Annotated in this window: 12 protein-coding genes; 10 read left to right on the forward strand and 2 right to left on the reverse strand. The window is 47.9% G+C overall.

Annotated features, from left to right (window positions below):
* Positions 1 to 336: 336 nt before the first annotated feature.
* The 4 genes from I1H34_RS01575 (at position 337) to I1H34_RS01590 (ending at position 4,029) form a co-directional block, all read left to right on the forward strand.
* Positions 337 to 1,128 (forward strand): 16S rRNA (uracil(1498)-N(3))-methyltransferase, encoded by a 792-nt coding sequence (locus I1H34_RS01575; protein ID WP_212664033.1) that lies wholly within the window; start codon positions 337 to 339, stop codon positions 1,126 to 1,128.
* Positions 1,107 to 2,171, forward strand: coding sequence for a hypothetical protein (locus I1H34_RS01580; protein WP_212664034.1), 1,065 nt, complete (start codon positions 1,107 to 1,109; stop codon positions 2,169 to 2,171). The genes I1H34_RS01575 and I1H34_RS01580 overlap by 22 nt, the downstream gene beginning before the upstream one ends.
* A 335-nt stretch (positions 2,172 to 2,506) precedes the next feature.
* The gene (locus I1H34_RS01585) at positions 2,507 to 3,019 is read left to right on the forward strand and encodes a CGLD27 family protein (RefSeq protein ID WP_249369703.1); all 513 of its coding nucleotides are present in this window, start codon (positions 2,507 to 2,509) and stop codon (positions 3,017 to 3,019) included.
* Positions 3,020 to 3,075: 56 nt separating this feature from the next.
* The gene (locus I1H34_RS01590) at positions 3,076 to 4,029 is read left to right on the forward strand and encodes an asparaginase (protein WP_212664035.1); all 954 of its coding nucleotides are present in this window, start codon (positions 3,076 to 3,078) and stop codon (positions 4,027 to 4,029) included.
* 8 nt (positions 4,030 to 4,037) lie between these two features.
* On the opposite strand, the gene glmM is transcribed toward I1H34_RS01590, so the two are convergent.
* A complete protein-coding gene (gene glmM / locus I1H34_RS01595) occupies positions 4,038 to 5,489 on the reverse strand; it encodes a phosphoglucosamine mutase (protein WP_212664036.1) in 1,452 nt (483 codons plus the stop codon).
* Between the two features lie 284 nt (positions 5,490 to 5,773).
* Between glmM and mrdA the strand changes: the two genes are divergently transcribed.
* The 4 genes from mrdA to I1H34_RS01615 all read left to right on the forward strand — a co-directional run bounded on the left by mrdA (position 5,774) and on the right by I1H34_RS01615 (position 9,903).
* Entirely contained in the window at positions 5,774 to 7,543 is a 1,770-nt protein-coding gene (gene mrdA / locus I1H34_RS01600; RefSeq protein ID WP_212664037.1) for a penicillin-binding protein 2, read from the forward strand.
* Positions 7,544 to 7,645: 102 nt separating this feature from the next.
* Positions 7,646 to 9,343, forward strand: coding sequence for a GTPase HflX (hflX, locus tag I1H34_RS01605; protein ID WP_212666092.1), 1,698 nt, complete (start codon positions 7,646 to 7,648; stop codon positions 9,341 to 9,343).
* Between the two features lie 129 nt (positions 9,344 to 9,472).
* Positions 9,473 to 9,637, forward strand: a complete 165-nt coding sequence (locus tag I1H34_RS01610; RefSeq protein WP_212664038.1) for a hypothetical protein — start codon at positions 9,473 to 9,475, stop codon at positions 9,635 to 9,637.
* Positions 9,638 to 9,711: 74 nt separating this feature from the next.
* Positions 9,712 to 9,903: a heavy-metal-associated domain-containing protein gene (locus I1H34_RS01615; protein ID WP_212664039.1), complete on the forward strand. Its 192-nt coding sequence runs from the start codon at positions 9,712 to 9,714 to the stop codon at positions 9,901 to 9,903.
* Positions 9,904 to 9,908: 5 nt separating this feature from the next.
* Here the strand turns inward: I1H34_RS01615 and I1H34_RS01620 are convergent, their stop codons facing one another.
* Complete coding sequence (locus I1H34_RS01620) at positions 9,909 to 10,601, reverse strand: DUF938 domain-containing protein (protein ID WP_212664040.1); 693 nt, start codon at positions 10,599 to 10,601, stop codon at positions 9,909 to 9,911.
* Positions 10,602 to 10,833: 232 nt separating this feature from the next.
* On the opposite strand from I1H34_RS01620, the gene I1H34_RS01625 reads away from it, so the two are divergent.
* Both I1H34_RS01625 and I1H34_RS01630 read left to right on the forward strand, forming a co-directional pair.
* A complete protein-coding gene (locus tag I1H34_RS01625; protein WP_212664041.1) occupies positions 10,834 to 11,403 on the forward strand; it encodes a DUF2808 domain-containing protein in 570 nt (189 codons plus the stop codon).
* Positions 11,404 to 11,653: 250 nt separating this feature from the next.
* Entirely contained in the window at positions 11,654 to 12,367 is a 714-nt protein-coding gene (locus I1H34_RS01630) for a lysophospholipid acyltransferase family protein (RefSeq protein ID WP_212664042.1), read from the forward strand.
* Positions 12,368 to 12,417 lie beyond the last annotated feature (50 nt).

The following is a 12,417-nucleotide window of genomic DNA, read 5'->3' on the forward strand; positions in this document are numbered from 1 at the left end:
TGCATTTCTAGCTAGCAATTGCTGACGAGAAACACCCGAATTCCCAGATGTGTGAAGTGTTATACAGCTTTTACAAAATAGCACAACTCTTGAGGTCCCACATGGCTTTTTGTCGGGACTTTGCTGAATGTACGAGCGACTCCAGATCTTTTCATTCTTAAGGCTGTTGGTCCCCTTGTTCTGACTTAGAAATTTGTAGCTTTGAGTTGACTAGAATGTCAGTGTTGGGATTGAGCAAGATCGCTACCTCCCTTTTTTTGGGTTTAATAGTTTTTATATACCCGTAGCGATAGCTGCCATAGCGATATCTCTCATATCTTAGGCAAACCTAAACTTGTGGACCATAGCGCGGCCCAATTACAGCGGTTAGCAATAGCCCCTGAACAACTCCAAGATCATCAGATTCATTTGACGGGTGATCAACAACATTATCTTTACGATGTGTTGCGGCTTGGTCATGGCGATCGCTTTATTGCCATGAATGGACAGGGACAACTGTGGTTGGCTGAGTTGCTACCCAATGCTACAGAAGCAATGATGCTGAAAGCTTTAAGTGAACAGACTGAGTTGGCGATGCCAATGATGCTATTGGCGGCCCCTCCAAAAGGCAATCATTTTGACCAAGTGGTTCGAAGTGTGACGGAATTGGGCGTCAGCCACATTGTGCCCCTCATCAGTCAGCGAACTCTGCTGAAACCGAGCCCTAATCGGATTCAACGTTGGCGGCGAATTGCCACAGAAGCAGCAGAGCAGTCCCATCGACAGATCATTCCTAAAGTGTTGGATCCGGTCTCCTTTCAGGAAGGGGTTACGCAAGATAATAATGATGGCTGGCAACGATATATTTGTACCATTGAGCCATCAGCACCTAATTTCTTGCACTGTCTCAGCCAAACTTTAGGGAGGGAGAATCAAACGGGTATCGCTGTTATGGTAGGTCCCGAAGGTGGATGGACCCATACCGAAACGCAGCAGGCCCAAATGGCTGGATGCCAGGCGGTATCTTTAGGCCAAAGAACCTTAAGAGCGGTCACCGCAAATTATATGGCGGTATCCATTGCGATCGCACAAATAGAACTACACACTGCGTACCCAGGGGGAAAAGTATGCACCAAGACATCGCTATAGCGTTGGATCGTCAAGATTATCAGATGGCGTCTCAACTGATTCAAGCCATGCCTACGAGCGATCCATGGGGCAAGCTCTATTTGGGGCAATTGCAAGCGGCTCAATCTGACCATGAACAGGCAGAGCATACCTTCCGCGCTTTACTACAGGAAGATTACGGCCCCAAAATTGCCCGAGCGGCTCGTGAAGGCCTCAAACAACTGCAAGATCATGCTCAGGCTGTTCGGCAGGAAAAACTGAGCCAAGCCACAGTCAATCCAGAACAAACCCAAACAGGGGCATTGATTTTAGAAGCCTTACCGGCTGATGCCAAAACCGAGGCAGCCCTTAAATTTGCCAAAATCATGCAGGTTGAACCCTATACAGCCCGTATGCTAATCCCTAGTCGAGGGTGGCGTCTCTATCGGATTGGCCCGATTGGAGAGCTACAGATGTATGGCCAAGACTTGCAAGCAGCAGGAATTCCTAATTTCGCGGTCACCATGGCCCAGGTGCAACAGCTTAAAGTTCGTCAGGTTTGCTATTTTGAAGCTGCACAACCTTCACCTGAAGTATGGGTTTCAGATCACCACTCTCAACAAACGAGTTCACTCCGATTTCAATGGTCTGATGTGACCCAACGGGTTGAAGGCTTAGTCCCTATTTTTGAAAAAGTCGTGGATCGAGATCCTCGAGGTAAACTACAGCGCAAAGAAAAGACGCAGGATCATGCCCAATTCTGCGATCTGCACTTGCCTAACAAAGGCTGTATTTTGCGATTCTATGATGCGGCCTATCAATTCAATCAAGGCATCAAACTCACAGAAGTGGATCAGGAAACATCTTGGGCTAATTGGCGTGGCTTGACCACCTTGCTGACCCAAAACTTGCCCCATGCAAACACTTGGGCAGACTTCACCTCTTTTGCCGATACTGCGGTTGAACAGCTTGAGCTATTGGGTGCGTTTGAGTCCTACATCAATTTATTACGCCGAGAAGATAGCAAATGGGATCAGGCCTTCCACCTGTACAGCAGTTTAGCCATGCTCAAGCCTGCAGCCTAATGGGAAACTAACCAAAGTAGGTATAGAGATCTGAATTTCACATTGCACCTATTTTTTGTGTTTTTACACCTAATATTTCAGTTAGTAAAGTTGGTATCAATCTTCTAATCACTTCAATCCCCTCGAGTGTTGAAATGATTAGGCTAACTTCTCATTCCCCATAAGAGGCATGGGCAGCCTATCGTATTTGCCCATGTTTGCAAGCTCTGGATAGCTCTTGTGAGTTTCTCTAGGAAGTTGATCTAGGATGAATAGGTGACTTGAAGGATGGATCCTTAGCGAGATATAGATTTTAGTGGTCTCAGGTTCACACTTCCCCCATTTGAGTTGAGTGAATGATGAACGCTCCCATTTCTAATTGCCCTGTACCCCTTGAGCAGCAGCCTCTTAATGAGTACCAAAGTCTACAAGAATCCTGTTTTTTTCGATGGGCAACTTTAGAAGACTCAGCATATCTCAACAGAGGTTTTCAGTTAGGCAGTATTGCGAGTGTTATGGCGGCTCCCTTTGCTGCGAGTAGCTTTGCCTTAGCCGAGTCCCTGAGCCAGTTTGTTTTGACCCTTACGGTTGTCGCCACAGGCTTACTCATATTGCTGGTCTTACGGCTCTATCTGGGATGGTCTTATGTTTGCGATCGCCTCCTGCGCGAAAAAATCTTTTATGAAGAAACTGGCTGGTACGACGGTCAATATTGGACCAAGCCTGCAGATGTGCTGGATCGAGAACGGTTAATTGGCACCTATGAAGTCCAGCCCATCCTAGAGCGTTTGCGTCGAAGTCTCTTACGACTAGGCCTTACTTTGGCAGGAGAATTTAGCCTTTGGTGGCTGATCCTTTCCCACGCTTAACCCCCCCAGTTACAAATATATTTACCCAATAGGCATCTGATGCTAGAGTCTTACGCATGACCATGGGAAAACGCAATCATAGCCCTGCACTTGAGATCCATCTACTGCGGGAAGGGATTATTGAATCCAAGCACCAAGCTGAAGCTGTTGTCTGTGATGCTAGGGGCAGAATGCTCTCTATTGCTGGGCAGACAGATACCTCTTGCTTTATTCGCTCCGCCTTAAAACCTGTACAGGCTCTGTCGGTGGTGACGAGTGGAGCAATGGAGCATTTCGATCTCAACGATCGGGATCTCGCAGTCATGTGTGGGTCCCACCACCATACCGTTGAGCAAGTTCGACAAGTCTTCAATATTCTCTGGCATTGTGATATCGATCCGACGGCATTGCAATGTCCAATTCCCCAGGATCTAGAGAGCCCCTTAGAACATAATTGTTCGGGCAAACATGCAGGTATGTTGGCTGTTTGCCAGCAATGCCAGTGGCCGTTACACACCTATATGGATGCCCGGCATCAGGTTCAGCAACTGATTCTCAACCAAATGGCTGAATTGTTGAAAATGCCAGCGGCAGAATTTATGCGAACCCATGATGACTGCGGTGTGCCGACTTACTATATGCAGTTAGAGCAAATCGCAACCCTCTACGCCCATCTCAGTGCTGGCAATAATTTAAATATTGAGCGGGTCATGCGGGCAATGATTCATCACCCTACTTTGGTGGCAGGGCAAGGTCAATTTGATACGGACTTAATGACCTTATCCGCTGGAGAATTGGTGAGTAAGTCTGGGGCTGAAGGTGTGCAATGTGTGGGCCGCATCGGTGAAGGCTTGGGCTTGGCCATCAAAGTCAAGGATGGTGCTAAGCGTGCCAAATATGCCGTCGCCATCCATTTGCTACGAGAACTAGGCTGGCTGGAACCGAGTCATGCCGATACCTTGGCCGACCGCTATTTATGCCTGAGCAACTATAAACGCCTAGAAGTCAATGGCGAACTGGTGATGCTTTAGGCCATAGTCTAGGCTAGATGAGTTTCAACTGCGCCGACTAATCGGTCCGTCCAATGGGTGACCATTCCCATATCACGGGCTTCCACCATGACGCGAATCAGGGGTTCTGTGCCGGAGGCTCGGACTAAAATTCGACCTTGATCACCCATATCATCTGTGGCTTGATCAATCAGGGTTTGGAGTGGTTGGCACTCCTGCCAATTCCGCCTGCGATCCCTATCTTCTACCCGCACATTTTTGAGGATCTGGGGGTAAGTTTGAAAGCTATCATCCACCAAGCAAGATAGACGCGTTTTGTTTTGGCAAATAATCGTTGCTAGATGCAAGGCTGTTAACAGACCATCGCCACTGACACCATAGTGAGGGCACAAAATATGACCGGACTGTTCGCCCCCTAGCATGGAGCCATGATTCAGCATCTCGGCATGGACATTTTGGTCGCCGACATCTGCACGAATTAAGGTTCCCCCTTGCTGTTGCCAAGCGAGTTCAAACCCTAGGTTGGACATCACGGTTGCCACAATCAGATCATTGGGCAGCTGTTTTTGCTCCTGCAGTGCCTTACCCCAAAGGTAAAGAATATAGTCGCCATCTACCGTTCGGCCCTGGCAGTCAATCGCCAACACGCGATCGGCATCACCATCAAAGGCAAATCCTACATCGGCATCATGCAAGTCAACGGCGGCTTTCAAAGGTTCTAAATGAGTTGAACCACAATTGACATTGATTCGATCACCATCAGGCTGATCGTGCAGACAAATGACCTCTGCACCTAAAGCTTGAAAGACCTTGGGAGCGAGCTGAGTGGCAGCCCCCCAGGCTAAATCTAAGACAACTTTTAATCCTTGAAAACTTACTTGAGACTGAAGTGGACCTTGAATCGCATCCGTATAAGCTTGTGCAAGTTCAGGTCGGTAATAGTGACGTCCCCATGCAGCACTGGTTGGTGATGGACTAGAGGCTTTAATACGTCTTTCAATATTGCTTTGAACGGATGGAGGTAGCTTGGTACCATCCGTTTGAAAAAATTTAATGCCGTTATCTGCAGGTGGATTATGGCTAGCAGAAACCATTACCCCTCCGACTGCATCGGTTTGATGGGTTAAGTAAGCAACGGTGGGGGTTGGGCATAAACCTAAGTACCAAACATCCAAACCCGCTGCGGTCAGACCTGCAGAGAGAGCCATGGCCAGCATATCGCTGGAATTGCGAGAGTCTTGTCCCAAAATAAATGGCTGATGAGGAGCGGAGCTTTTTCCCAACTCTAATCCTGCACAAAATCCAACCTGGAGTGCTAACTGAGGAGTTAGGTGCTGCCCGACTTGGCCCCGAATCCCATCGGTCCCAAATAAGTTGATATCTTTCGCTGCATCTGCCACTTTTCGCGCCAATTTGTCAGGTTGAATGATGCGATCGCTTTTAGTGACGCTTTTATGTTTAAATTCAGATATAAAAGACATTGGACAATACACTCCACACCGAGGCTGTACGAGTCCATAGGCGATCCAGCAGAGTCATGCATTACCGTTCTTGATGGGGCTGCACTGGTATGGCCTGCTTGGACGTTCGTAAGCTTAACACTTAGGATAGAAAATAGCATGTTGACGGAAAGAGTCGCTGTACGCTTCTGGGGTTTAATGGGCTAGAATGTCGCGGTAGCCTTAGCTAGAGCTTTTTTTGAAGATTAGGCGCTTCTTACCGATTCAATGCGGTTGATGCGAGTATGCCCTATCCTGCAGGATCAATGTCGCTTTCTAACCAATCCTTTTCTTTACCACGACGTCAGCGTTCTCAGCGCAACGTCGGATCGGGGCCTCGTAAGTTTGTTTTTGGTGGCTTCATCAGTCTTTTATTGTTTGGAGCCATTGTTCCTCGTCTCAGTTTTTTACAAATTACGGAAGGGTCTCTGAATCTGCAGCGAGCGGAGGAAAATCGGGTTCGTTTGATTCCCAAGCGCCCTGAACGGGGAAAAATATTAGACCGCAAAGGTCGGATTCTCGCGAACAGCACCTATACCTATTCCGTCTTCGTCTGGCCGATTGCTCAAAAAGATGAGAAGTGGTCTCAAACGGTAGATGTTCTATCTTCTATTCTCAAAATTCCAGAAACGGAGATTCAAGAACGAGTTGAAGTAGAAGGCCATAACTCCACCTCCTTAGTCCGTGTTGCTCAAGGACTGAGCTTTCCGCAAGTGGTAGCGTTGTCCGAGCGGATGAGCGATATTGTGGGGGTCGAAATCGACAAGGAAGCCATTCGCTACTACCCGCATGGTGAATTGGCTTCCCAGGTGATTGGCTATATCGGTGAGATTAACGAAGAAGAACTAGCCCGCAAACAGGACCAGCCGTACCGCCTAGGAGATGTGGTGGGTCAATTAGGGATTGAATCCTCCTACGAACAAAAGTTACGGGGAACCTGGGGCGGTAACCAAATTGAGGTAGATGGTGCTGGCCGGATTGTCCAAATTCTGGGCCAAAAATTGCCCATCGCTGGGGAGGATGTGAAGCTCACCCTGGATCTAGATGTGCAAAAGGCAGCAGAAAAAGCCTTAGGGAAACGGCAAGGCGCTGTGGTTGCCATCAACCCTAAGAATGGCTCCATTATTGCCATGGTGAGCTATCCGGGATTTAATCCCAACTGGTTTGCCAAGCGTGTCACCGAAAAGCAATGGCAAGAACTACAAAACCGCAAATTCCCCTTTGTTAATCGGGCTATGCAGGCCTTTCCACCTGCCAGTACCTTCAAGATCGCAACTGCGATCGCAGGGATAGAATCCGGAAAATATTCACCTAATGCTCTAGTGGCAACCTCAGCATCCGTGCATGGTGTGGGGGATTGGAATGGAGCAGGATTTGGCGTCATCGGTTTCCAAACGGCACTGCAGTGGAGTAGCAATACCTTTTTTGGTCGCGTAGGAGTAGGGACCAGTCCCAAAATTTTGATTGAATGGGCTAAACGTTTAGGGGTTGGTGAGAAAACTGGCATTGATATCCCAGGAGAATCTTCTGGGTTTATCCCGGATCCGGCTTGGAAAAAAGAGGTGTTTAAAGACGCCTGGTATCCAGCCGATACCGTGATGGTCTCCATCGGTCAAGGTGCTGTGCAACTCAGTCCCCTCCAGGTCTCCCTCATTTTTGCTGCCATTGCTAATGGGGGATATAAAGTCAAACCTCACTTATTTCAGTCCGATCAACCCGATGACAAATGGCAGACCTCGCTGAATTTACAACCTAAGACTTTAAACATCATCAGATCGGGTTTACGAGCAGTGGTCACCAGCGGTACAGGACAGGCGTTGAATGTGCCTAGTATCCCTCCTGCTGCAGGTAAAAGTGGGACCGCTGAAGATCCACCTCGCTCATCTCACACCTGGTTTGGAGCCTATGCTCCCTTTAATAACCCAGAAATTGTGGTGGTTGCATTTGGCGAAAATACAGGCGGGGGCGGCGGATCTACAGCGGGTCCCATTGCCTTAAAAGTTCTAGAAGCCTACTTTAAGTCCCAGAAAAAATAATCCTCATTAAGGATCGTTGACGGCCATTGCCAGTTTTTTTTCGGCAACTCTACAATTGAGGAGCAATGATGTCGCCTTGCTTTCGCAAGGCAGGTAGGGCTTATCGAAACGATTTACGGCAATCTCAAAGGCTTAAAGTCTAGTCAAATCAAGCAGCTGCGGCGCCTCTACCACCAGCGGCTTCCAAGTGATCGGATCACGACGTCTGACTTTGCCCAGCGATTGGCTGCCATCAGTACGGATATTCATCAACCCATTAGCACTTATCTCAACCGTCGTGGCCAGGTGATTCGGGTGGGGGTCGGGTCGCCCCGTCAAACCCAAATCCCCCCCTTAGAATTGCCTCGATATGGTGCAGACCGCTTGAGTGGTATACGCTGTGTCGCTACGACTCTCAAGCAAGATGTTCCCAAGGAATCTGCGTTAACAGCGATGGCCTTACAGCGCTTAGATGCGTTGGCGGTGCTCACGATGACTGGATCGGGCTTTGAGCGTCGAGGCGGTGGGGCTACGGGATATGTGAGATCGACCTACCTTGCCCATTTGGTTCCCGATCCAACGACTCCTTGGACCATTTCTTCTCCCTTGAGTCTTGAACAACTGGCTCAACAGGATTTGATGGATCTGGTTGAAGCCTTAGAGTCTGAGTTTGGGCGGTCTCTTCCCACAGGTTCCTCCGATTCATCAGCAACATCTGAACAGGTTTTGATGGTTGGGGTCACGCCTCAAAATATCTCTCAGCAAGAGATGAAGGCGAATTTGGCAGAAGTAGCACTATTGGTCGAAAGTGCTGGAGGCGTGGTGGTAGAGACGATTCACCAGAAGCGATCGCATCCCCATCCTCAAACCGTAGTGGGTGCAGGTAAAGTCAAGGAAATAGCTCTCAGGGCCCAGACTTTAGGTATAACCCTGATTGTCTTCAATCGGGATCTCTCTCCTTCCCAGGTGCGCAATCTAGAGACCCAAATTGGCATTCGTGTCGTCGATCGTACTGAAGTTATTTTAGATATTTTTGCTCAGCGGGCTCAGTCCCAGGCTGGAAAATTGCAGGTGGAACTTGCGCAGTTGGAGTATATGCTGCCTCGATTGGCGGGGCGAGGGCAGGCCATGTCTCGCCTGGGAGGCGGAATTGGTACCCGAGGACCGGGAGAAACCAAGCTAGAAACGGAACGCCGAGCGATTCAGCGCCGAATCAATACGTTGCAACAGGCAGTTAATCAGTTACAGGCCCATCGCTCTCGTCTGCGTCAACGTCGTCAGCATCAGCGGGTACCCTCGGTGGCGGTGGTGGGCTATACCAATGCAGGTAAATCGACCTTACTGAACGTGTTGACCAATGCCGAAGCCTATACAGCAGATCAGCTGTTCGCCACCTTAGATCCCACGACCCGTCGCCTCAGCATTCCAGATCCTGAAACTCACCAGATTCGCAGTCTGGTCTTAACGGATACTGTGGGATTTATCCATAATCTACCTCCACCGTTGATGGATGCTTTTCGAGCGACTTTGGAAGAGGTGACGGATGCCGATGCTTTACTGCATGTCGTTGATCTGTCCCATCCCGATTGGGAAAATCATCTGCGTTCGGTGATAGATCTGCTAGCAACCATGCCCATTACACCGGGGCCAGGAGTGATTGCCTTTAACAAAATGGATCAAGTTAGTAGTGAAGCCCTGGCCCTGGCCCGAGATCAGTTTCCACAGGCGGTCTTTATTTCGGCACAGGAACGTTTGGGCTTGAATACGCTCCGACAGAAAGTGTTGGAATTAATTGACTATGCAGCCATGCCAATGGCTTAGTATAGGCCTCTGCTCCAATGATTCAACTTGCGTGATCCGCATCACTCTCCTCATGATCTGAGATCACTGAATTATGACTATGTTGACTGGAAACTAAGTTCAGTAATCACAAATGTCAGGGAGCAGACTATGTGGATGCAACGCGCCCGTTTTCAGGAAGACCCAGAGCAACCTCAAGTTCAGGCAGAGTGGACCCTTGTTGATGGGCAGCTCGTTTGTCAATGGCAGCCTCTTACGGCTGTTGCAGAAGTGGAGCAGATTCGTGCCTTGCCGAAACGACACAAAGCCGCTTAACTCACGTAGGATTTGAATGATGAGGAGTGCCTAACATCTGCTCATCGTTCAATCTCAAGTTGGAGTCTAGATAGATGATTCAGCTGACTATTTCTGATATGGCCTGTGGGGCTTGCGTTGAGAGAATCGAAGCTGCGATCGCAGCGTTAGATACACAAGCTACGATTAAAACTAACCTGGATAATAAGCAAGTTCAAGTAACATCCCAGCATTCAGATGCAGAAATTCGGCAGGCGATTTCCGCTGCAGGCTACACCCCCACCTAGTCTGTCTAGTCTTTATCTTGCCCGATGGGTTGTTTAGATAAAGATGTTGAGGCAGGCGGTTGCCAAATCACCGATAAATTATTGGCGGGCATTGCCACAGTTTTTTTCAGGCTCAGACCATTTTGAGCTGCAAGATGGTTGACCTCTTCCAGTGTCCGAATCCCCCACTTGGGATTACGGTTTCTCAGAGACTGATCAAAGGCTAGATTGCTGGGAGCTGTAGGCTGGTCTGCTTGGATAAATGGTCCATAGAGATACAACAGTCCTTGGGGAGAAAGGAGGCGAGCAGATCCTGCCATTAATCCCTCTGTGGCTTGCCAAGGAGCAATATGAATCATATTGATATTGATGATGGCTACTATCTCAGACCGCTCTAACCCATAGTGATCCAACGCCTGGACGACTATCTCAGACCAATTGGGTTGGCAGATGTCTACGGCAATCGGCTGATAAAGATTGGCAGCATCAGTTTGGTGTCGCCAAGCCGAAATACTGGTGAGTTGGGGATGAGTCTGATCGCTAGGCAACCATCCTAGATGGGGCAACTGTGAGGCAAAAAAAGCAGCATGTTCCCCTGTTCCACTCGCAATTTCTAGAACAATCCCTTGTTGGGGTAACTCTTGTTTAAGAACGGTCAAGATGGGCTGACAGTTGCGCTGGAAAGCAGCAGCGTATTGTCGTTGATCAACATTGGACATAGCTTTGGGCTGCCTTGGGCACTTTAGATCAATTCTCTACGTCTTCAGTTTTACATCCAGGCTGCAATACTACTTGTGTATCGCCCCTGCATTAACCCAGCTCTTAAATTGTCACAATTTCAACCAAGTCACATGATGTTGGCTGTTACGATATGCTAAAAGACAAGATTTTGTTAAGTATTATTTACTAGTCTTCTTTTTGTTCACCCTCAAGTCTTGGTTTAAACTACCCATGTCAAACCTAAAAAACTCCATTAGGCGTTTCGCCAGTATCGCCCTTTGTGCAGGTTCTCTAGCAGTTGGAGTTCCTTTAATCAGTGAGGCACAAACAAACCCTGGATTTAGTTTTGTATGGGGTGATGGCCCTTCCCAAAAACAGCAGTTGGGCTATGTTTTGAGCTATGGCACCCCAAAACATTTGAGCGATCGATGGCGGCTCAAAATCAAGCGCCAGAGTGTGGCGATTGATCGAATCAACATTACCTATCCAGACTACTTTGATGGCAAATTCAAAGAAAAAAAGATTGAACTTCGCCATGCCCCTAAAAGTCGATTGTTTAACCTCAAGAAGGGCAAAAATATTCCTGTGGATTCTGTCACTGTCGATCCAGATAGTGGTGTCATTGAAATCATTCCTACGGAAGTCATTCCAGCTGATACTGCCATAGAAGTTGTCGCTTCAAATGTCAGGAATCCTAAATCCGGTGGAACCTACTTTTTCAACTGCCGGATTTCCTCCCCTGGAGATGTCGGTTTAATGAAGCCAGTGGGTACCTGGATTATCTCTATTTATCGCAATTAATTTCAGGTATTAGTTAACCTAGCTGAGCTATCTCTCTCCCCTTTCCATTGCAATGTAGATATTGTGAGGAAAGGGGTTATTTATGCTTTCAAAAATTGTGACGATTCTTTAACTGTCCTTGCCTATCGTCACAGGCCTACAATCTCTATATACAGTTATGAAATACCAAGAAAATCCGTTTTGTGGTCAAATGAGTTTTCTTGCTAAGTATTTAGCGTTTTTTAGTTAGATTCTGGCCTGAGATACTGCTGTGTCACCATCAGCAAATATTGCATCCATAACATCTTCCATTTCGCATCCCTTTACTTCATTTATCTATTTCTTTGGCCGTTCGGTTGTTTTGCCTGCTTATTTCAGCAGCGTCAAAGTCTCGGGTTTAGAAAATTTTCCTCAAGAAGGACCTGTTGTCATTGCACCTACGCATCGTTCTCGATGGGATGGCATCATGGTTGGTTATACTTTTGGTCGACCCGTGATTGGCCGAGACCCCCGCTTCATGGTCACAGTCAATGAAATGAACGGTTTTCAGGGGTGGTTTATTCGTCAGTTTGGTGGATTTCCCATTGATCCAGATCAACCTTCCATTGCTGCACTGCGGCATGGGATTGACTTATTACAATCCCATCAAGTGCTCGTCATTTTCCCTGAGGGAGACGTCATGCGGGATCGCTACGTCCAATACCTCAAGCCTGGGTTTGCTCGCCTGGCCATTCAAGCTCAAAAAAAACAAAAAACTGGCCCAGTTATTAAAATCTTGCCTGTAGCCCTTGACTACGGATGTTCAATTCCTAAACAAGGCTGCGAGGTCCATGTCAAAATTGGCTTTCCCCTCAATGCTACTGACTACCCAGGGCCAACTAAAAAAGCGGCAGCAAGCCTTAGCAGCGACTTAAAAGTTGCCCTTAATGGCCTAATTGAAAATTCCGTTCTCAACCCAGAGGTTACAACGTCTGTATCGTTATAAATAACTGGCCTAGGCAAAGTATATAGATGACTCAGCCTAGGCCAGGCTAT

Source organism: Acaryochloris marina S15 (assembly GCF_018336915.1).
Classification (GTDB): Bacteria; Cyanobacteriota; Cyanobacteriia; order Thermosynechococcales; family Thermosynechococcaceae; genus Acaryochloris; species Acaryochloris marina_A.

Excerpts from the sequence above, each read along its gene's own strand:
- I1H34_RS01580 (WP_212664034.1), top strand. The coding sequence starts at position 1,107 with ATGCACCAAGACATCGCTATAGCGTTGGATCGTCAAGATTATCAGATG.
- I1H34_RS01585 (WP_249369703.1), top strand. The coding sequence starts at position 2,507 with ATGATGAACGCTCCCATTTCTAATTGCCCTGTACCCCTTGAGCAGCAG.
- I1H34_RS01590 (WP_212664035.1), top strand. The coding sequence starts at position 3,076 with ATGACCATGGGAAAACGCAATCATAGCCCTGCACTTGAGATCCATCTA.
- glmM (WP_212664036.1), bottom strand. The coding sequence starts at position 5,489 with ATGTCTTTTATATCTGAATTTAAACATAAAAGCGTCACTAAAAGCGAT.
- mrdA (WP_212664037.1), top strand. The coding sequence starts at position 5,774 with ATGTCGCTTTCTAACCAATCCTTTTCTTTACCACGACGTCAGCGTTCT.
- I1H34_RS01610 (WP_212664038.1), top strand. The coding sequence starts at position 9,473 with ATGTGGATGCAACGCGCCCGTTTTCAGGAAGACCCAGAGCAACCTCAA.
- I1H34_RS01615 (WP_212664039.1), top strand. The coding sequence starts at position 9,712 with ATGATTCAGCTGACTATTTCTGATATGGCCTGTGGGGCTTGCGTTGAG.
- I1H34_RS01620 (WP_212664040.1), bottom strand. The coding sequence starts at position 10,601 with ATGTCCAATGTTGATCAACGACAATACGCTGCTGCTTTCCAGCGCAAC.
- I1H34_RS01625 (WP_212664041.1), top strand. The coding sequence starts at position 10,834 with ATGTCAAACCTAAAAAACTCCATTAGGCGTTTCGCCAGTATCGCCCTT.